Source organism: Paenibacillus polymyxa M1 (assembly GCF_000237325.1).
Taxonomy (GTDB): domain Bacteria; phylum Bacillota; class Bacilli; order Paenibacillales; family Paenibacillaceae; genus Paenibacillus; species Paenibacillus polymyxa_C.
The window spans coordinates 1,240,458-1,259,769 of record NC_017542.1; the positions used below are offsets into that span (position 1 = coordinate 1,240,458).

Consider the following 19,312-nt stretch of genomic DNA (forward strand, 5'->3'; position numbering starts at 1 on the left):
GTGAGTGACGGAGGTGGATCGAATTGGACAATAAGAGAGATGAGCGATCCGAATCGACAGACTCTATAGCACAAATCGGAAAAATGAAACCCTGGGCTCTGAACGGTCCCAGTATTCAAATTGATCCGTTGTTTCCCTATTACGCCAATCGGTCGCGGGATAGCATAGCGGATGAGATCGCCCTTGCGGGCTACCAGACCGTGCATTATTTTGTTGTACGTGAAAATGAAGTGGATGGAGCGCTTGTTGCTGCTTTTCAGCGCAGAGGCATCGCGGTGTGGGCGATGGTGCTGGGCAACGGTTCTTTTGGCGTGTCCCAGCTGCCGCCAGCGTGGAAGGAATGGCGTATGGAGTTGCTGCGCGAGCCCAACGACGGCTTTCAGCGGCTTTCGCATTTTGCCCACGAATATGTGGAATGGAAAAAGAAAGCCGCTGCCCGGCTCGTCACCGATATTCCGTTTGACGGCTTTGAGGTGGCGGAGCCTTATTTCCCCGAATGGAACGGGCTGCGCAGTGGAGTGTACGGGGATATTGGGCCACATGCACAGCGTGCCTTCCGTGCACGCTGCGGTGAGAACATTCCAAATTTCCGCGATAAGCATGCGCGGAATTACTACCGGAAGGTCCCCAATCTGTACGCGCAGTGGGTCGATCTGCGCGTTAACGCCGTGAATGGGCTCATCCATGAGCTGGTGAACGGCGCAGGCGGTGTGCGTGATGTCCGGCCGGACATCTGCGTGGCGACATGGTCGCTCGCTGTGAGTGGGCGTGGCGATATTCCCGGTCAGCTGCGGGAATGGCAGGGCCTGGATGCGGTAGCCATGATCGGGAGCGTAGCTCCGGATATGCACGTACTCCAGACCCATTGGCCGGACTGGATGCGCCGCCGTCTGCCGCCACAGTATATTCACGGCTATGCTCGTATCGCGCAGTCCATACGCGCCGCTTATCCGGACCTGTCCCTCGGAGTGCAGGCAGATATCGGTTCACTTGCGCGGATGGTTCGAGACCGCAAGTGGACGCGACAGTTCGGGGCTACCGCCCTGGAGGGCGACTACAACGCCTGGACTGCCTATGAATATCATCTGGGAGGCTACATGTACGATGAGCCTCCAATACCTCTTAGGGCGGAACGTTCAGCCGAAGATGAGGTGGTTATTTCTTTCAGCAAGCGAATTACTACGCCGTCTTTAGATGAGCTGCGTATTTGGAGCCGTGAGGACAACGCAGATTCAACTCCCGCTTTGAACCGCAAGCTAACAAATGATTCACTAACACTACTAGAGCTTGTGGATGCAGCAGCAGACGGAAACCGTCTATTGCTCCGTATACGCAATTTACCATCGAGGGCATTTAGTATGCGAGTAGATGGTGTACAGGATACACCAGAGTTGTGGCTACTCAAGGGGAGAAAGGCACATCGCAATCTTCCCGAACATGAAGTGAAGGTTCCTTAAAATTTGGGTAATAACAAAATAACAGCTGTATAACGGCTCATTTGCCGGTGCATCATGAATTATATATATTAAGGCAACATCTTTTCATAACTTAAACAATAGTGGAGTGAAAAAGGTATGTGGGATTGGGATTACCTGATTCGGGTCATGTTTGCCGGATTGTGCGGCGCGTTAATCGGCTATGAACGCAAAAGTCGGATGAAGGAGGCCGGCATTCGCACACATTTCATTGTCGGGATCGGGGCGTCACTTATGATGGTGGTATCCAAATACGGTTTTCAGGATCAGACTGTATGGTCCAACCTGTCGCTGGACCCTTCCAGAATAGCAGCACAGGTTATAAGTGGAGTCGGTTTTATCGGCGCAGGAATGATTTTTACACAAAAAAATAGAATCAAAGGGCTTACCACCGCTGCGGGCATCTGGACTACCGCCGGGATTGGTATTGCTGTCGGTGCAGGAATGTATGGGCTTGGCGCGGGTGTAACGCTGTTTATTTTGGCGGCTCAGTCCTTGCTCCATAGTCGTTTTTATCAGATGGCTACCCCGTCCACACGGCAAGTAGTTGTTCAGGTTGAAAATGAGCCGGGCGTACTGAATCAAATTAAAGAACTGCTGGAGAACAGAAAGCTGACCATTCACAGCTTTCACGCCGAGCGTATCAATAACGGTGAGCAGTTGATGGTTCATATGCTTCTAAAGCTGTCCCGGTCAGAGGGAGTGGAGGAATTGTTGTCACTGCTGCAAGAGATGGAAGGTATCCGTTCAGTCGAGACCAAATCCAATTAGACGACTTTACGGCTCATTTAGTATCTTTTTGTCGAACGCTGACAGACTCATTTAACAGTAAAATACTTTAAAAATAATGATTGAAAACGCTTCCTTTTGTGTATATACTCTTACTACATCACAGAGTCAGCAGCTTAGAAAGCATCAGGGGATAAGCAACAACGACCTCATGCGTATGCACAAGGTCGTTGCTGTTATCCCGTTTTGAAAGACAGGTTATTTTACTTTGACGGGTTCTGGATATTTTTTACCTAGCGTATCTACAGTAACTTTTTTCATTGTAGCTGGTTTGGTAGGTTTGTCATTGCTATCCCGTTTGGAGTTGACGATAGCGTCGACCACGTCCATTCCGGACGTTACTTTACCGAAAGCGGCATATTGACCGTCGAGGTAGTCCGCATCGGCAACCATGATAAAAAATTGCGATCCGGCCGAATCCAGATCCGCCGAGCGGGCCATGGATAATACGCCACGTGTATGTTTGAGTGTATTGTTAACGCCGTTGCTCTTGAATTCCCCTTTGATACTGTAGCCGGGGCCGCCTGTACCGTTACCTTGCGGATCACCACCCTGAATCATAAAGCCTGGGATGACGCGGTGGAAAATGGTACCGTTATAAGCTCCCTTTTGCACCAAGGAGATGAAATTGTTAACCGTGTTCGGTGCTACTTCCGGATACAGCTCAAGCTTGATTTTCTTGCCATCGTTCATGACAATCGTGACAACTGGATGTGAAACAGTCTTGCTTTTGTCTTTAGTTGCAGCGGGCGTTGTAGTGCTTGTCCGGCTTGCGGCTTCCACATCGGCCGCTTTTGTGCCACATCCGGCAACCAGCACGAGCATGATGGCCAGCAGGCACAATGTGTACCATGGGCGTATCGATTTTCGGTTCATTAATATTCCTCCTGAAAGGTTGGATGGTGTAACATCCTAATTTATAGTTTGGGGACAGCGCAGAACACTTTTCCATTTACTATCATACCTTTTTTGTTGGGGATAAGGAAATACGGGTTTGAAAGCCGTATTCTTGACCCATACTGCTGCTATTCCCAAGGAAAGGGGCAGGATCATGATGGAGGTAGACAAAAAACTGGCTAAAGGTCTCATATGGGGTATGGCGTTCAGTCTGCCGGTTTGGGTAGGGGTGCTGTATTCAGTACAACATATTCGTGACTGGCTATAACATAAAGTGTAAAGATAGGCCAAAACCGCAATGGTTTTGGCTTATTTATATTTGTGCCAGTCCAAATCGCTGTTATTCAACAGGTGTTCAAAGTTGTTGTCCAGCTTCTTTTGTTCAGCTTTTTTTGCTTCGAGGGCACGTTGCCGTTCGTCTTCTTTACGCTTGTCCTGTTCTGCTTGCGCTTCATTGGCTTGAGCCTTAAGCTTGTTCAGCACGTCCTGACTCAACAGATCCTTTAACGTAGCAGGTTTGTCCTGAGCCGCAGGAGCAGCGAAAGACGAATTTCTCTTTTTAGCCATGTCATCATCTCCATTCCATTCGATTATATCAGCTTCTTCGTGGTTGTTCCACGATGAAAGGCTAAGGTCTACGGTAGACTTTTCTAATTTAGAGGGTAATAATGGAATGAACAGAAGGGACGTGTGGCAGCATGCATCTATATTGGAAGCGAAACCTGATTGTTTTGTGGATCGGAGTATTGTTTTGCAGCATGGCCTATTCCGTGTCGATTCCGTTTTTACCTATTTTTCTGAATACGGAATTGGGTGTTAACGATCACCTGGAACTATGGTCGGGGATTGCCTTTGGAGTTACTTTTTTAGCGAGCGCGTTGATTGCTCCGTTTTGGGGTTCGCTGGCAGATAAGTATGGGCGTAAGCCGATGTTGATTCGATCAGGCTTCAGCCTGGCTGTATTGTATCTGGTATGTGCTTTGGTGACAGACCCATATGTATTTGTAGGAGTTCGCTTGTTTCAAGGACTCCTCTCCGGATTTATTCCTGCGGCGATTGCGCTGGTCGGGACGGGCTCGCCTGAAGAAAAAACGGGCTACGCCCTTGGCATTATGGCGACTGCTGGAGCGACGGGCAGCATTATAGGGCCGCTGATTGGCGGTGTGGTGAGCCATTATTATGGCAATCGGAATGCCTTTTATTTCTCTGCGGCACTTGTATTGGTATCTGCGTTCATCGCGACGTTTGGCGCTAGAGAGGATAGCTTCAAGGGCACCAGTACCCGCTCGCATGTTCGTGATGATATCAAAGAGGCTATTGCTAATCGTCCGTTGTACTTTTTGCTTATTCTGGCTGGATTAAGTACCTTTTCCGTCATGATCTTGGAACCGTTAATTACGGTGTATGTGCTTGAAATGGGCGTGGATCGCAGCCATGCGTCTTTAAGTTCCGGGATTGTATTCTCAGCTGTAGGCATTGCGGCGGTGCTGATGGCTCCCCGATGGGGCCGGATTGGAGGGAAAATCGGCTTCGCCCAAGTGCTGCTGATTGGACTGATCGGTTCGGGAATCGGGAACATCTTGCAGTTTTTTGTAACCAACTTTGTTGGTTTTGGTGCGCTTCGGTTTGGATATGGATTGTTTTATGCGTCTGTCATGCCGGCGATCAATGCAATGACTGTGGAAGTCACCAAGCCGGAGTTTCGCGGACGAGCCTTTAGCCTGAATCAATCAGCTACCCAGCTCGCGACGATGGCGGGACCGCTGATTGGCGGCATGCTTGGCAGTTGGATGCCCATTCGCTGGATCTTCGTATTAAACAGTGGCATCTTGCTGGTTGCAGCGTTGTTGCTATGGGCGAAGGGAAAAAACGTTTTCCCGATTTCAGCCCAAAATAACGCAACGGATCAGAATATTCATTCTGCCGGATAGGCCAATTAGATAATTATCCCAAACCCTTATTTTTAGTATATTATTCATAACCCTTTACACTGATCATATGACAGGGAGGGATATATTATGATAAGAGACGACATTTTGCGTCAACAGCTTGAGAATGCTCGTCAAAAGCTGTATATTTTGCAAGCAAAACATGGTTTTAATCATGCTAGTGTGCTCAAACAGTCTGTAATTATGGATAACCTCATCAATCAATATAACCACCTTTTTTATATAAAAGAAAAAAAGCCGACTGCCTAGATATAGCCGACTGGGCGAGAACTTTTAGAAAGGCCACTCGCCCTAGTATTGTAGGACTGCAATATCTTTAGGTACGGCTTGTTTGGTGTGCACTCATCAAGACCCCTAGAATAACGACCAAACCGCCAATGATTTGGCGCCATGTAATCGTTTCGTGCAATAGTAAGACAGAGAACAACACCCCAAATATCGGAACCAAGTTCATTAAAGAAACGGAACTGCTCGGTGACAGCTTGATTAATCCGTAATTATAAAGCAAAAATGCGATAACAGAGCAGAACACACCCAGATACATGAGCAACATAAACGATCCCGTTGTCGGAGCCTGCCAACTATCCTTTTCCAATAAGGCTAACGGTATGAAAAAGATACTACCTGCAACGGTTTGATAAAAAGATAACGTCACCGGCGGATATTTGTCCACAACCTTACGCGTCATGAAAGTGTAAAACGCCCACGCAAATCCAGTTCCAATCAAGATTAAATTTCCGATGAGTTGATTCTTACCATCCGAGCTTTCGCCAACGGAGGTTAAGAAATATACCCCGATCATGGCCAGTGCTATGCCGCAGATTTTATATTTGGATAATTTAACTTTATACAAAATAAATTCAAGCAGCGATGTAATTGCCGGATACGATGCGACAATTAATGCTGCGTTGGAAGCGGTTGTCAGGCTAACCCCTATATTCTCCATTGAGAAATAAAGAGTGATTCCAAGAACCCCACTAAACGAAATCGTAGCCAAATCCTTTGGCTTTACTTTGACATGTTCTTTTTTGATTAGCAAAACGATACCTAGTACGATGGAAGCTATGATAAATCTGGATAGACCCAAGGTAAGAGGAGGGAACGTCGTATAGGCTGCTTTGGTGGCAATAAACGATGTGCTCCAGATCAATAAGGCTAGAATCGTAGAAGTATAGTAAATCCGGTTGCTTTCGCTGTGATGAGCTATGACTTTGTTCAAGTTGTATCCTCCCTGAGTTCATCCCCTATGAAAGTATCATAGTAGCTACTATAGTTACTACTATGAAAATACTACTAAAAAGATAGTTTGTATATCAGTTTTTGTCAAGGGGAAGTGATATAGTAAGGAAGAACATGAATTGAGGAGAAGACGTCATGAAATCAAAACCAAACATATTAGAAATTCTACGTGATTTGAATTTTAGTGAATATGAAGCCAAGGCTTATGTGACTTTATTGGAAAGCTCTCCACTTTCGGGATATGCCGTTTCATTGAACTCTGGAGTACCGAGATCCAAAATTTATGAGGTTTTGTCGGGGATGGTCAACCGTGGGGACATCATGGTAAGTCAAGAAAATACACCTCTGTATGTGCCGCTTCCTCCACATGAATTGATTGCCCAGAGAAAACGCAAAGCAGAACAGATTTTTAATGTGGCGCAAGAGAGTTTGGAGCAGTACACAGCATCGTTTCAAAATAGAGAGAATATTTGGAATATTTCGGGTTATGAAGCCATTATCAATCGCATCAACGAAGGTGTGAAGGGAGCAAAACACCGAATTTTACTGGAAATTTGGAAAGAGGATGCCGAGGTGTTCCGGGATGCCTTAGAGCAAGCTGCTCAGCAAGGAATTGAGGTGATCCTTGTAGCATATGGTGATCTTAACTTTGATTTTGCTACTGTTTACCGTCATGATATGAGTGAGGAGATTACGTCCGAAATCGGTGGTCGGTGGATTGTGCTTAGCGTGGATGACCGGGAGGTTGTAGCTGGCATACTTTCACTTGGTGATGACAGCCGCGCTGCATGGACGCTACACCCAGGCCTTGTAATGCCGATTACGGAAGTGATTATTCATGATATTTATATCATGGAAATCCTATATGAGTTCCGTGAAGAATTGGAGGCAAAATTTGGCCCTAATCTAATCCATCTTCGCAATAAATTTGCTATGGGTCCGAATGGAAAAGGATATTATGTTCCTTTGACTGAAAAGAGCATTAAACGTGTATAGAGATTGTCCGAGGTCCGTTGTGCAAAAATAAAAGGCCCATGGAATATGATTCCATGAGCCTAATTTATTGAATGCTGTGTTTAGGATGATAACCACTTAGGCATTCTTTTTATTGAAGGTTTTAGGCATAAAACTAGTTTTACGCTTTGAATAAACCGGATTCTTTGACTTCAGACAGGAAGTTGTGGAACTCAGGTATGTTCAGCTGTTGCTGAGCATCGGACAAAGCGACTGCCGGGTTCGGGTGAACTTCTACCATGATGCCGTCGGCACCAGCTGCCAGGGCAGCCTTGGCGCAAGGAGCCAGGATGTCCTTACGTCCTGTAGAGTGAGTTACGTCCACCAGTACAGGCAGATGGCTTTCCTTTTTCAAAATCGGAACAGCGGAAATATCCAGCGTGTTACGTGTCCATTTTTCATACGTACGAATACCGCGTTCAATCAACATGACTTGTGTATTGCCACGGGAAACGATGTATTCAGCAGCATGAAGGAACTCTTCCATTGTGGCAGCCAATCCGCGTTTGAGCAGAACCGGAGTTCTGGTTTCACCCGCAGCTTTAAGCAATTCAAAGTTGTGCATGTTGCGCGCGCCAATTTGAATGATATCGATGTATGGGATGGCTTCCTCCAAATGTCTTGGATCGACGATCTCACTGATTGTAGCCAGCCCGAACTCGTCGCCAACGCGTTTGAGAATTTGCAGGCCTTCAATACCCAGCCCTTGGAAATCATACGGAGATGTACGCGGTTTGAACGCGCCACCACGCAGAATCGGCACACCGGCTTCCTTGAGAGCCGCACCTACCTCGCGAGTTTGTTGGTAGCTTTCCACCGAGCAAGGACCTGCAACCATGATGGAGGCTTTGCCGCCCACCAGTGTATCTTTAACCTTGATAACCGTGCTATCCGGCTGATTTTTGCGGCTGACAATCAGATGTTTTTTGTGTTCTTCTTTTTGATAGTTCAGAGAAGCCTTGAAAATATTTTTGAACAGCTGGCGAATCGTAGCATCGTCGAAAGGTCCGCGATTAGCTGCGATCAGCTTGTCCAGCATTTGTTGCTCACGCACTGGATCAAAGTCAGGTACTCCTTGAGCTTCTTTCAATTTTCCTAGCTGTCCTGCCAGTTCAGCGCGTTGGGACAGCAGCTCCAGCAATTGCAAGTTTGTAGCATCGAGCTGTTCCCGCAACAGCTCCAAAGAATTTTCATTGGTTGACATACAGTACACCCTTCCCGATTTAAAAATTGTTTTTCTTTCAGCCCATAGACTTTTGCAGAAAATAACACAAAAAGGCACTCGTCGCAAGGGACGAATGCCGTGGTACCACCCTAATTACAGAAGTATACATGCAAGTCGTCAACGTCATTCAATCGACGGCAGTAACCTCTGAGCTTGATGCCCGTAACGGGGGCTTCCGGAAACCTCTACTGCGGTCAAAGGAATGAATCCTTCTGTCGTCGGTTCAAGGCTCGACTCGGGAGTGAATTTCAACGCGGGATTGCGGTACGCTCTCAGCAATACGTACCTTTCTGTGGGAATCCGATGACGCTTACTTGTCTCCGTCTATGTCTTTGTTCATGGTATTCAAAAGATTTGACCTTATTTTAAACAAAGTGGATGCAGAAGGCAAGCCCTGATTTCCGATTCTAGTTTTTGCATTCCCTATCTGTGCTATCATCTTGCTTGATCTCTAGGTTCGGGCTTCGCTGATGCGACTCCTCGTGGGTTATCTTCGGCTATGCCATCGTCCGTATGAGTTTTGTCCGCAGTCCTGCGGTCATCCTCTTCTACAGGATTCAAGGTTTTATAGCGTTTGTACTCCATATCAGCTTGAGACATCGGATCTTTATACATAGGAGATTAGTCAACTCCTTTCGGTATATACACTTCATTACCCGCATAGCAAGATGAGAAACCGCTTTCTTATCTCCTATAACATGCAGTAATTAATCCAGAATATCGTCACTGTCCAGTTGCTCTTCTTCATCCCCATCGGTACCATTCAGCAAATCTGTACCATGCAGGAATTCAGCAGGCGCAGAGGGATCAACAGGACTGTTCGGTGTCAGTTCATCGGCATCAGGTACGTCCTCCAGAGGAGTATCAGGCCCCTCGATCAGATTCTCCCAGTTTGTTTCTGCATTTTGCAGGGAAGGCTCAAAATCATGATCCTGTAGCTCAGTCTTTTGATTGTCGCGATTTGCCATCTAACTCAGCTCCTTTGCTTTTTGTTGCTTATTTCGACCTTACCCAAACCGCAGAACGGCTAAACTTAGAGTTAGTGTGTCTGTAAAAAGTTAAAATCATGCGAATAGGGATATGCTCTTTCCCAATAAGCGTTTTTTTGGTAACTGCTGTGATATGATAAAGAGGAGTTGGAGGGATATGAATTGGAATGGTACATGTTTGGTCCGATGATTAGCCGGATCCGAGTAGGTCAAAAGGCATCTACTCCAGGCTATTCGCGTACCGTTATTCGGCGTCCGGATGGTTTATACTGGACAGACGGCGGACAGGCCGGAAAAATAGTAGAAATACGCGATTATTTATTCTCCGATATTTGGACGATCTATGAGGATGAAGAATGTGAACCTTGGATAGGGCTTAGAGAGCAGATGGAGCAACGCGAACAGGAAATGATCATTAACCAATATGAAGATTTTACAAATAATGATTAAAAAGAACATGATACCCTTATTTTGAAGAAGGTATGAACATCATCGTATAGAATAATATAGTTTCAGGAAGATAAAATGTTAAAACATATACAAATTTGTAAATCCTACTACGTAACTTTGAGGTGCTTAATATGAGGCATGTGCCCAAAGCTGTCGCCGCTCTGCTAGCGGTCATTGTGATACTATTGTCGCTGGACCACATCGGCTATGCGGCCAAAATGACCCCGGAAAGGGAGTATAAGATACCCTCCTGGGATATGAGATGGGGAGCAGAAGACGAGGATGGCTCTTTAGATGAGGTAACTGATCACAGTAAGGTCTGGATGCATATTGAAGATGATACACAGCTGCTCAAGCAGCCAGGCAATAGAGGCACCGCCTGGATTCGTATTAAGCTACCTTCGTTAAATGATGAAACACCAGCGGTGCTTTTTGAAAATATTTATGGCAGGCACATTACACTGTATAAGGATGGCACCAATTTTTATGAATCGTACCGTGGCTATAATTATGAGAATAATCGTATTCTGATTCCGCTGAAGCCAGAAGACAGTGGTAAAACATTATACATATGGACGGAAAGCAGTAAGAATAGACTGGGCATTATCGGAAATGTGATGACTGGTGATTATCGTGACTTGTTGGGAAACTTGGTCAGAATGGATGTCTTGGATATTGTACTGGGCAGTACATTTATCTTTATCGCCCTGGTGCTATTGATCTGCTCGTTTTTCCTGTTCCGTCCAAGTATGGCCATGTGGTTGTCCCTAAGTGCGATTGTATTGTCGATCGGTCTGATGATTGTAACGTATTCACCGTTTTTATATACGTTCTATCGAGGCTATGGCAAGCTGTATTTACAACTTTTTGATGTGGCGCTATTTATTCTGTTGCCTTCATTAGCCTTCTTTTTTGAGCAAAATATCAATTCAATTTTACTGATTCGGAAATTCAGAAAATTGTTAACCGCCTACTCTTTGTTCTGCTTCATCATCATGATTGTGAATTTAGGAGCACAGGAGCGACTCAACGATGTATATTATTTCTTCAGTGTAATCGTCCTCGGTATATTGCTCGTAGCTTTGATGGTACTTTTGGTATTTGCTTCGATTCGCATGGCGCTTAAGGGAGACCACGAAGCGATCATTTTATCGACAGGCTTTGCATTTTTTGCAGTCATCACGATCGCAGAACTCAGCTGGTTCTTTATCCGGGACGGACACTACAATATGTTTTTATGGAAATGGGGCGTGTTCGGTTTTGTCCTGGCATTGATTGCGATCTTGGGCAGAAGGCTGGCGGAAAAGCACAAGCAGGTGGTTCGGTATTCCAGAGAACTGGAGATGTTCAATAATGAGCTTCAACGTTCAGAGAAAATGGAGATTATTAGCGATTTGGCTGCATCTGTAGCTCATGAGGTACGCAATCCGCTTCAGGTTACACGTGGATTTCTTCAGTTGATGAGCAAGCAGGAGGATGGTAAGAACAAAGACTATCTGCATATCGCTCTGGAGGAGTTGGATCGAGCGTCCGCGATTATTACTGATTTTCTGACTTTTGCCAAGCCGGAGTTTGACCATACCAAAACGTTGACCATATTGGATGAGTTCAAACATATAGAAGGAATTATCAGTCCAATGGCAAATCTGCAAGGTGGTAAAATTTCGCTGGATATTCCCCAGGAAATCAAAGTGCGCGGGAATTCCTCCAAATTCAAGCAGGCATTTATCAATATTATCAAAAACAGTATTGAAGCGTTGCGAGAACAGGGACATATTCATATATGGGCTTATGTGGACAATGGAGAAGCAGTCATTCATATTCGGGATAATGGTGAAGGGATGGATGCTCAGACCTTATCCAGACTAGGTGAGCCTTATTTTTCGAATAAGACTAAAGGCACGGGTTTGGGGATGATGGTGACCTTTCGGATTATTGAAACGATGAATGGTAAAATATCTTTTACAAGTGCAAAAGGGGTGGGAACAGAAGCGACCATCCGCTTCCCCGTAGCCGGATAACATCCGGCTTTTTTGCGTTCGGAGAAAACGGAGGGAAGCTTGCTGAGCCCACCCGCTTGAGATTAAAAAGTATAGATTAAATAAGCTACAAGAACCAATCTACCACATCGCGCGAGGTTTCTGGGATGTAGCGAGCACGCCTGAAGGGTTTGGAGGGATAACCAGATAAAATTGATCAGACGTTTCCTCTACCGTTTTGATTTGGATATGATCGGGGATCACGACTCCTAACACATCACGAATTGCAGATTTGGGATCTGCCATCAGTTTCTCTCTGAAACTGGCATCCTCCCAAGCTTTTTGAATGACTTGTGTTTGAAGAACTTCAGTAGCCATCAAAAATCACCCTCTCATTCAATTGGTTATAATTACCTAGTCAGTATACCACGTAAGACTCAGAAAAATCTAGCATTATTTCATATTTTTGGAGAGCCAATAATCAAGCCCGCCTCTTCGCAAATGTGAGCGTCCGCCTTCAATTTCTGCTGCCTCTTCGCTGAGCTCTGTTGCGATGGAATGTGCGAACCTATACAGACCGTGGATGGAAGGCTCCATCGTCTCTAGCTCCTGGACTGATTGATTCGCAATGTTCGCATAGCTGGCGAGCGCCCCGCGTACATAAATCGCTTCCTGAATTTGTTGTGGTCCTAGTCCTTCACAGTACGCCGTCTTTTGTTCGGCGCTGATATGGGACAATAGGCAGTTATAGCTATGTTCCACCAAGTCTTCTGACCAATCTGCCCAATCATCCGACATTTGGAGCACGAGCAAGCTCAAATCTGTCATATGGGTAACAGTCTGGATCAGATCGGCATGATCTGCGAGCAATAAGGCACCCGTTCCGGCCATTTTTAATGGGCTGGCTTTTAGTGCGACCTTATTTCTTTCACCTTGAAAATAGTCCTCTGTTCCTTCGGATATCACACTAACGGCCCATTCGTCCACATACGTCCTGGCATATGACCAAAAAGGAGAGGTTGCCGGAAAAAGCTCCTGATAAATGTTTAGACACTCGGTATAGAAAAGCTGACTTAAGGCAAGTTGCGTTTTACGGTTGTCTGCTGCTGTGTCCATCACGTCGTCTTGAATTAAATAATGAGCCATGACGAACACGTTGCCGAGTGACAGCTTGCGACATGTTTCGGGAGACAGTCCGGTCAGTTCCTGCAGCCAAAATGGAAGCAAATAGCATATGTAATTACGCGTACTGTCTTCCCGCAACGGATTAAACCGCGCCAGGTAGTCTAACCCCTCTTGCTGAAAGGGAACCGGAAATGTGGCCGTCCGTTCCTCCGCTTGGCGGAATACCTTTTCCAATTCTTCTTTGTATGCAAAATACCATTCCATGGCTACCACCCGCATCTCTTATAAATGTTTTTGTAGCGACTTATAGTTGTTATCCGCCATTATATAAGAGGTTGCGATATTGCAATATTATGTTATTTTTACATTGAGAATTATGTGAAAAAGATATCAACAAAAATCCCGGTCGGGAAGATCCCGCCGGGATTTTGTTTTTTTAAAATTAGATGATCTCCAAATAGTCAAGATAAGCATCCCATGTCCCATCATCGGCTGTTACAACAAGCTCAATCTTTTGATTTCCGGTGCCATGGTTGACATTTTTTAAAGTATAGACCGCAGGACTGCTCCCGCCGAAGTAGAAGGTACCCTTCGTTTGTCCACCAATTTTCAAGTCAACTTTGGCCATGTTGGAATTATTTGAAGCACCCCGGAGTGAAAAACTATGGGTACCGCTGGTGAAATTCTGTGTGAATTTCACCGAATCATTGTTCGTGTATAAAGCCACTCCGTTGAACGGCGAGCTGATATTTGAAGTGTACTGACCGCTCTTCGTCATATTTACTGCTTCGATTTTTGTGCTCGTGTTTGGCGGTGTTTCGTTGTTTTTGCCGTCAGGCGCTACCGCCCGGCCATTGCTTGGAGAGATCATACCAGAGCAAAGGTTGCGGTTTTTGAGATTCTGTGCGATTTGTGGGATCGCTTGGAGTGTAGTCTGATACTGATCATGCATAAGGATCACATCGCCGTTTTTAAGTCTGCTTGCGGCAGCTACGATCTGTGCGGTGGAGGCGCCGTTCCAGTCCTGGGAGTCAACGTTCCATAACACTTCGGTAAGACCGTTTTGGTTCTCAATGGATTTGAGGGTTCCATTGGTCTCGCCATACGGAGGACGGAACAACTTTGGTGCCGTGCCAGTAATAGACTGTATTGTTTGCTGTGTGCGTGTAATTTCCGATGACATCTGTGATGCGCTCAGTTGCGTCATATGCGGATGTGACCATGAATGGTTACCGATCCACATGCCTGCTGCTTGTTGTTCACGTACGAGCGAAGAATTATTCTGCGCGTTTTGTCCAAGATTAAAGAGCGTTGCGCGTAATCCGTTTTGCTTCAGGGCACTAAGCAGTGCTCTGGTATTAGAGGGATTGGGGCCATCGTCAAAGGTTAACGCTACATAACCGTTCGAGCAATCAGCCGCATGCGCCTGATTGTTGGAGATTACCAGCGACCCTGTGAATAAAGACACGGTGATTGACATAATCGCCGTCCATTTTCCTAATTTAGCTATAGACAAGGTTCTTCCTCCTAACAATTTTAATAAACAGTAAGGTTAGTTGATTTTAGAGTCGTTCCGCCCTTAGGATTATCTGTCGTTAATCGTAATGGTATTATTAGTTACATTGGCACTGCCGTACGCATAAATAAGAATTACCATTTGGTTGGTAGTTGGCGCTGTAGTTTACAGAAATATTTCCGATTTGCTGGTGTGTCTTGGTTTCGTCGAATTTCTTGCCTTTACGGAATAATGCTGACTGTGATGCAATGCATTCTGTAGTAGCTTGATACAACATTTATTTCCAAAAATATAGTTGTAATCGATTACAAATTAATATTATCATGTTACCCTTCATATTTAACCTGAAAAACTTCAAGTTATATTGTAGAAAGTTTAGTTGTTTATTTTTGCTCACTCTACACGATAGTGTTCTCAAGGAGCGCGTGAAGATCGAAGGTTGGGTGTAATTGTGATAGCAATGCTCATGAGCTCTTTTTCCCGTCTTATGGTTACTTAACAGGCGAAATACGAATAAAAAAAGCTGAAAGAGAAAATATAGATGAAAAAGGGTGAAAGGAGGGTCCACAACATGAAAAAACAATGGAAATTGACCGCTGCTATCCTATATGGAGGAGTAATGATGTTTGGTGCTACAAGTGCCGCAGGAGCATACAGTATGGAATCAGAGCATTCGTTGCAAGCTCTCACTCCCAATAATTCAGTCCAAGGGGAAGCCCAACAGTGGAATGTTGAACCACAGGACGATGACGGGCACGGACATGTGCACAGACATAGACACGGTAAAAGACCTGGCGGCTTGAATCACCATCTCAACGAGAAAGTAGCTAGGCTGCTGGGCATCACTCCTGTCCAGTTAGAGAAAGAGCTGGGACAGGGGAAATCGTTGGCCGAGGTTGCTAAAAGCAAAGGAATTCAAGAGGATCAGCTCATTGATAAATTGAAGAACGAAATGACCGTGGATTTGAAACGGCTTGTGAACCGTAAAGGTCCGATTACATTTGACCGTAAATCTGGAACTTCGAATGAAGCTCAATTGAAGCAATAGTCTGGGAGTAAAATTGTTTTACAATAAAAAAGGATGGGGAGAACCCATCCTTATATTTCAACTTCCTTATCATTTACGATGTCATATTTAGTTACTTTACCAGTGTATTTGTCTACGTAATAGAATCCATAAGTTGCAATGTGATCAGGGAAATCTTCGAAAGCTCTTAAAGAGTATTTTGTTCCTTCGATCCCTTCAACCATTACGTGTAAATTATATTTAGTAGCTTCGTTTTTTATTTTATCCAAAAGAATATCGAGTGCTTGATTTTCTGTAATAATATTTTGCTGTTTCCCTAAATAGAGTTTATTACTCTTGATGCTGATTGGTCTGCTTTCGGCAGTTCCAATATCCTTAACAGAGATGTACGTGTTTCCGTTGTAAATTAAGCCCTCGGCAGTGTTCTTTTTTGTACCCTCTAAAAATACATCAAACTTTTTCACAACAGCATTTACACTTGTTCCAGACGCAGCCATTGCGGTTGCACCCGTAATCATCATCCCTACGGTTAAGCCCACGAATAGCCCCTTTAATTTGTCATTCATTCTAATTACCCCTTTTATGTATGTAAATTTATTTATTAATAATATCCCAAATATCACCATACATAAAGTGATTGTTGTGAGGAGAGTCAGCTATCTTTAAAAAGCTTAAAAAAGTCTATCGTTTCATTAAAATCATCATCATCCGTATAAATGTTCATGACCTTGCCTATTTCGATTGCAAAATCTACATACTTATTGGGTTTAGCAGATATGATATTCTTGTGTATCTCCAGACCCGATGGATGACTCACATGATTTTTAGGAGAAACACCTGCTAGCTCCAATAGTTCCGTGGCAGAACAAATGGTCGCGATCACTTTATGATCATTATTCAGTGCTTTAATGAGAGCTAGAAGTTGCTTGTTTGTCTTTAATTGAGTGTTATCTCCACCAGGTATAATTAGGAGTTGGATGTCCTCCGCAGACACTTCATCAAGGGCTACCGCAGGCGTAACTTTAAAATCCTCATAGGAAATGACAGGATCTTTGGATACTCCAATCGTAACAATATCCCCTTTGGTTTTCATAAAATAGGTTGCTAGCATAATTTCAAAACTAACATACCCATCATAAATTAGAACATGTGACTTCATTTATACACCCACTAACCATTTTTCTGTTTTAAGTCCGTTAAAAGCGTTTTTAGGAAGTTTACATATAGTCAGAATATATCATCTTAAAGAGTTTAAATCCATATTTTACAGCAATATCATTTGGAAGTTTTGGAATCTAATTTATTAAATTTTGGTCATTATGGTTTCGAAGTTAAAAAATAACCAGTCGCCTTGAGATAAACAGCGACTGGTAATTGGAGTTTACTGGGATCAAGTTAATCAACACCTATAATAGCTTTTTAAGCTGAGATATACGGCTTTGTGACACGCCAAGCCATTCAGCATATTCGCCTTGCTGGGCTGTTGGATACTCACGCATAAGTCTTCTTAGATGTTCAACCAAATGTTGCGACGATGATCGTTTTATGCTTTTCTCACTATCTCCAGCTTCCTTAACAGCAAGAGCAGGTATTGGACAATCCTCGATGTTTCCCTTCAAATCTTGTATGCATTTCTTACATAAAAATGAATGTCTGAAATAGCTTAAATCCTGGACCGAATGGCATATGTGGCAGCAGACTCCAATATACTTCCGCATACTTAACAATCCGGTTTCAACATCCAAATAAAATTCTAAAGACTCGCCAGCTTGAATACCCATAGAGGTTCGCAATTCCTTTGGAATAACAATCCGGCCTAACGTGTCCAAGGGACGTGTCATACCTGTATTTTTCAAGTGACCTTCTCCTATCATAATAATCTATCATCCAATGATCTCCTAATAAAAATATAAAAATCTATAAAGTAAAAGTATTTATTGATGTTCCAAAAGATGGTATTATCATGAATGAAAAAACAGTAATTATACTATTTGTTTCAAAACTATATGAATTATTGAAAATGGGAATCTATGAAGATGCTGAAAGGGTGGTTTATCCATGGAAATCACACCTACGATACAGGCAGAAGTTCAAACCTATCTGAAACGAAAAGGCTTAACCATGACCGAGTTTGGTCACACGATCGATTTGAATGTAGGTACAGTTAGTGGTATTGTGACGGGCAACCGGTCTATGTCTGTTCACCAACTGGATAGTATTACTGCGGGAATGAATTTACCACCGGATTATTTTTACGAACGATACATTGAAGAATGCATTGAAGAATGTCCGCTAAACTGGAAAAAAATCAGTCCGTTCCTGTACCGATGCATTGAGCTAGGGCGATTGGACTGCTTGCAGCGAGTTGTCATTCTGTTATTGGATAACCCTAATTATCTGCCATCGCTCTTTGAAGTCGCCGAAAATGTATACCAAGACGGTTACAACGAAGCAGCCGCTTACTTATACAAAAAGGTAGCTGAAAGTGAGAAGCAGCAGCATTCAGAGCGATTGGCGATCTGCCAATATCGCTTGTTCCAAATCAACGTCGGACAGGATCGGGCTGTAAACCTTCAGGCTGCCATCGAATTTGCCCCTTTTGTGGATCGTTTAGACGAGATAGAGCAGTTGGATGCTTTAAAAGATTTGGCAAATGTCTATAGGTCATTAAGTATGTGGGACAAGGTGTATGAATTTGCACATCGGATGGGTCAGTTAGGACAACTCCAATATCATTTGGTTCACAATTCCAAGCGAAAAGGAACAGAGCCACGAAAAAAGCTAAGCAGACCATTGTTTGTATACATAGCCTACGCCGAATTGATGTGTGCTAATGCTTGTGATGCAAAAGGCGATCATGCACAAGCATTAGCACATCTTCGTGGTTATTCCGATCTAAGCTGGGTGAAGGAAAATGATCCAGATACACTCCATTGGCTAGAAAAATTTGAGCATTGGGCAAAAATTAATACCTGTGTTAATAAGCTTATGTCTGGAGATATTAGTGTGCTGCCAGATTACGTTGAACATATATCTGGAGAGCAACATATATTTGCAGAACTTTTAAATGTCATAGAAGTAGCTAATCGTTACAACATCGATATTGATCATATTCTTCAGCAGTTTGAACCCCAAATTACAGTCTATCGTGATCAAGAATATACGAGTACATTAACAGAGCAGCAAGTCATACTCGAAGAAACTGTACGATTCTGGTATAAGTTAGCTAAATACAACCTATATAAAGGGAGATACCTTTATGGGTTTAAATGCTTAATAGAAGCTTTGAAAAAAGCTGGTATAATTAACCACGCACTACTTATTTCCAATTGTGCAGGCTTATTTTTCTGTTTCAGTGAGCTTGCTACTCCTGAAATGCAGGCACAATTTTATTCTGCTTATAAGGAGGTGTGGGAAAAAAATGATCAAGAAGACAGTTTTAATTTTGGCAACAATTAGCTTTTTACTGGTAGTTGGATTACCAGTTCCAACTGAAATCCCAAGCGCTAACACAGTCCAAGTTCAAGGACATATTGGCACAGCTTAGTCGATTTTTTTGTTTTTTTCATTGGCCAGCTTATTGCTGGTCTCTTTTTGTATTATTTTGTAATTTTTTGCTTCAAAATTGATCCTGACGT

The 19,312-nt window shown here is 43.9% G+C and carries 20 protein-coding genes, 1 pseudogene and 1 other annotated feature; of the genes and pseudogenes, 9 read left to right on the forward strand and 12 right to left on the reverse strand.

Going from position 1 to position 19,312, the window contains the following annotated elements:
• The first annotated feature begins 23 nt into the window (after window positions 1-23).
• The gene (locus tag PPM_RS05315; RefSeq protein ID WP_014599522.1) at window positions 24-1,457 is read left to right on the forward strand and encodes a hypothetical protein; all 1,434 of its coding nucleotides are present in this window, start codon (window positions 24-26) and stop codon (window positions 1,455-1,457) included.
• 117 nt (window positions 1,458-1,574) lie between these two features.
• Window positions 1,575-2,246 (forward strand): MgtC/SapB family protein, encoded by a 672-nt coding sequence (locus tag PPM_RS05320; protein ID WP_013369708.1) that lies wholly within the window; start codon window positions 1,575-1,577, stop codon window positions 2,244-2,246.
• A 216-nt stretch (window positions 2,247-2,462) separates the two neighbouring features.
• On the opposite strand, the gene PPM_RS05325 is transcribed toward PPM_RS05320, so the two are convergent.
• On the reverse strand, window positions 2,463-3,140 hold the full coding sequence (locus tag PPM_RS05325) for a peptidylprolyl isomerase (protein WP_013369710.1): 678 nt from the start codon (window positions 3,138-3,140) through the stop codon (window positions 2,463-2,465).
• A gap of 330 nt (window positions 3,141-3,470) precedes the next feature.
• Window positions 3,471-3,728 carry a YqkE family protein gene (locus tag PPM_RS05330; protein WP_013369713.1) on the reverse strand — a complete coding sequence of 86 codons (258 nt, stop codon included), beginning with the start codon at window positions 3,726-3,728 and terminating at the stop codon, window positions 3,471-3,473.
• Window positions 3,729-3,859: 131 nt separating this feature from the next.
• Here PPM_RS05330 and PPM_RS05335 point away from each other — a divergent pair, with 131 nt between their 5' ends.
• Window positions 3,860-5,092 carry an MFS transporter gene (locus PPM_RS05335; RefSeq protein ID WP_013369714.1) on the forward strand — a complete coding sequence of 411 codons (1,233 nt, stop codon included), beginning with the start codon at window positions 3,860-3,862 and terminating at the stop codon, window positions 5,090-5,092.
• Window positions 5,093-5,179: 87 nt separating this feature from the next.
• A complete protein-coding gene (locus PPM_RS05340) occupies window positions 5,180-5,359 on the forward strand; it encodes an aspartyl-phosphate phosphatase Spo0E family protein (protein WP_013369715.1) in 180 nt (59 codons plus the stop codon).
• A gap of 67 nt (window positions 5,360-5,426) precedes the next feature.
• On the opposite strand, the gene PPM_RS05345 is transcribed toward PPM_RS05340, so the two are convergent.
• Complete coding sequence (locus PPM_RS05345) at window positions 5,427-6,329, reverse strand: DMT family transporter (RefSeq protein ID WP_013369716.1); 903 nt, start codon at window positions 6,327-6,329, stop codon at window positions 5,427-5,429.
• A gap of 155 nt (window positions 6,330-6,484) precedes the next feature.
• Between PPM_RS05345 and PPM_RS05350 the strand changes: the two genes are divergently transcribed.
• The gene (locus tag PPM_RS05350; protein ID WP_013369717.1) at window positions 6,485-7,345 is read left to right on the forward strand and encodes a TrmB family transcriptional regulator; all 861 of its coding nucleotides are present in this window, start codon (window positions 6,485-6,487) and stop codon (window positions 7,343-7,345) included.
• Window positions 7,346-7,484: 139 nt separating this feature from the next.
• Here PPM_RS05350 and PPM_RS05355 read toward each other — a convergent pair whose 3' ends face one another.
• Complete coding sequence (locus PPM_RS05355) at window positions 7,485-8,567, reverse strand: bifunctional 3-deoxy-7-phosphoheptulonate synthase/chorismate mutase (protein WP_013369718.1); 1,083 nt, start codon at window positions 8,565-8,567, stop codon at window positions 7,485-7,487.
• Window positions 8,568-8,650: 83 nt separating this feature from the next.
• Window positions 8,651-8,924: a binding site (T-box leader), on the reverse strand.
• Window positions 8,925-9,295: 371 nt separating this feature from the next.
• Entirely contained in the window at window positions 9,296-9,556 is a 261-nt protein-coding gene (locus PPM_RS05365; protein ID WP_013369720.1) for a hypothetical protein, read from the reverse strand.
• A gap of 183 nt (window positions 9,557-9,739) precedes the next feature.
• Here PPM_RS05365 and PPM_RS05370 point away from each other — a divergent pair, with 183 nt between their 5' ends.
• Entirely contained in the window at window positions 9,740-10,027 is a 288-nt protein-coding gene (locus PPM_RS05370) for a hypothetical protein (protein ID WP_013369721.1), read from the forward strand.
• Window positions 10,028-10,158: 131 nt separating this feature from the next.
• Window positions 10,159-12,048, forward strand: a complete 1,890-nt coding sequence (locus tag PPM_RS05375) for an ATP-binding protein (RefSeq protein ID WP_013369722.1) — start codon at window positions 10,159-10,161, stop codon at window positions 12,046-12,048.
• A 99-nt stretch (window positions 12,049-12,147) separates the two neighbouring features.
• On the opposite strand, the gene PPM_RS05380 is transcribed toward PPM_RS05375, so the two are convergent.
• The 4 genes and pseudogenes from PPM_RS05380 to PPM_RS29875 all read right to left on the reverse strand — a co-directional run.
• Complete coding sequence (locus tag PPM_RS05380) at window positions 12,148-12,384, reverse strand: NHLP leader peptide family RiPP precursor (RefSeq protein ID WP_013369723.1); 237 nt, start codon at window positions 12,382-12,384, stop codon at window positions 12,148-12,150.
• Window positions 12,385-12,459: 75 nt separating this feature from the next.
• Entirely contained in the window at window positions 12,460-13,395 is a 936-nt protein-coding gene (locus PPM_RS05385) for a hypothetical protein (protein ID WP_013369724.1), read from the reverse strand.
• A gap of 178 nt (window positions 13,396-13,573) precedes the next feature.
• A complete protein-coding gene (locus tag PPM_RS05390) occupies window positions 13,574-14,647 on the reverse strand; it encodes a polysaccharide deacetylase family protein (protein ID WP_013369725.1) in 1,074 nt (357 codons plus the stop codon).
• Window positions 14,648-14,765: 118 nt separating this feature from the next.
• Window positions 14,766-14,885 (reverse strand): annotated as a pseudogene (locus tag PPM_RS29875) (1,4-beta-xylanase); the annotation flags it as partial.
• A gap of 333 nt (window positions 14,886-15,218) precedes the next feature.
• On the opposite strand from PPM_RS29875, the gene PPM_RS05395 reads away from it, so the two are divergent.
• The gene (locus PPM_RS05395; protein ID WP_013369726.1) at window positions 15,219-15,695 is read left to right on the forward strand and encodes a hypothetical protein; all 477 of its coding nucleotides are present in this window, start codon (window positions 15,219-15,221) and stop codon (window positions 15,693-15,695) included.
• A 50-nt stretch (window positions 15,696-15,745) separates the two neighbouring features.
• Here the strand turns inward: PPM_RS05395 and PPM_RS05400 are convergent, their stop codons facing one another.
• The 3 genes from PPM_RS05400 to PPM_RS05410 form a co-directional block, all read right to left on the reverse strand.
• Window positions 15,746-16,240, reverse strand: a complete 495-nt coding sequence (locus tag PPM_RS05400) for a PepSY domain-containing protein (protein WP_013369727.1) — start codon at window positions 16,238-16,240, stop codon at window positions 15,746-15,748.
• Window positions 16,241-16,326: 86 nt separating this feature from the next.
• Window positions 16,327-16,833 carry a DJ-1/PfpI family protein gene (locus PPM_RS05405; RefSeq protein WP_013369728.1) on the reverse strand — a complete coding sequence of 169 codons (507 nt, stop codon included), beginning with the start codon at window positions 16,831-16,833 and terminating at the stop codon, window positions 16,327-16,329.
• Between the two features lie 247 nt (window positions 16,834-17,080).
• Window positions 17,081-17,530, reverse strand: a complete 450-nt coding sequence (locus PPM_RS05410) for an AbrB/MazE/SpoVT family DNA-binding domain-containing protein (protein ID WP_043885890.1) — start codon at window positions 17,528-17,530, stop codon at window positions 17,081-17,083.
• Window positions 17,531-17,732: 202 nt separating this feature from the next.
• Here PPM_RS05410 and PPM_RS05415 point away from each other — a divergent pair, with 202 nt between their 5' ends.
• On the forward strand, window positions 17,733-19,133 hold the full coding sequence (locus PPM_RS05415) for a helix-turn-helix domain-containing protein (protein ID WP_013369730.1): 1,401 nt from the start codon (window positions 17,733-17,735) through the stop codon (window positions 19,131-19,133).
• Window positions 19,134-19,312: the final 179 nt, after the last annotated feature.

Coding starts and splice junctions, on each gene's coding strand:
- PPM_RS05405 (WP_013369728.1), bottom strand. CDS start 16,833: ATGAAGTCACATGTTCTAATTTATGATGGGTATGTTAGTTTTGAAATT.
- PPM_RS05375 (WP_013369722.1), top strand. CDS start 10,159: ATGAGGCATGTGCCCAAAGCTGTCGCCGCTCTGCTAGCGGTCATTGTG.
- PPM_RS05365 (WP_013369720.1), bottom strand. CDS start 9,556: ATGGCAAATCGCGACAATCAAAAGACTGAGCTACAGGATCATGATTTT.
- PPM_RS05380 (WP_013369723.1), bottom strand. CDS start 12,384: ATGGCTACTGAAGTTCTTCAAACACAAGTCATTCAAAAAGCTTGGGAG.
- PPM_RS05325 (WP_013369710.1), bottom strand. CDS start 3,140: ATGAACCGAAAATCGATACGCCCATGGTACACATTGTGCCTGCTGGCC.
- PPM_RS05330 (WP_013369713.1), bottom strand. CDS start 3,728: ATGGCTAAAAAGAGAAATTCGTCTTTCGCTGCTCCTGCGGCTCAGGAC.
- PPM_RS05400 (WP_013369727.1), bottom strand. CDS start 16,240: ATGAATGACAAATTAAAGGGGCTATTCGTGGGCTTAACCGTAGGGATG.
- PPM_RS05395 (WP_013369726.1), top strand. CDS start 15,219: ATGAAAAAACAATGGAAATTGACCGCTGCTATCCTATATGGAGGAGTA.
- PPM_RS05335 (WP_013369714.1), top strand. CDS start 3,860: ATGCATCTATATTGGAAGCGAAACCTGATTGTTTTGTGGATCGGAGTA.
- PPM_RS05340 (WP_013369715.1), top strand. CDS start 5,180: ATGATAAGAGACGACATTTTGCGTCAACAGCTTGAGAATGCTCGTCAA.
- PPM_RS05355 (WP_013369718.1), bottom strand. CDS start 8,567: ATGTCAACCAATGAAAATTCTTTGGAGCTGTTGCGGGAACAGCTCGAT.
- PPM_RS05385 (WP_013369724.1), bottom strand. CDS start 13,395: ATGGAATGGTATTTTGCATACAAAGAAGAATTGGAAAAGGTATTCCGC.
- PPM_RS05320 (WP_013369708.1), top strand. CDS start 1,575: ATGTGGGATTGGGATTACCTGATTCGGGTCATGTTTGCCGGATTGTGC.
- PPM_RS05350 (WP_013369717.1), top strand. CDS start 6,485: ATGAAATCAAAACCAAACATATTAGAAATTCTACGTGATTTGAATTTT.
- PPM_RS05415 (WP_013369730.1), top strand. CDS start 17,733: ATGGAAATCACACCTACGATACAGGCAGAAGTTCAAACCTATCTGAAA.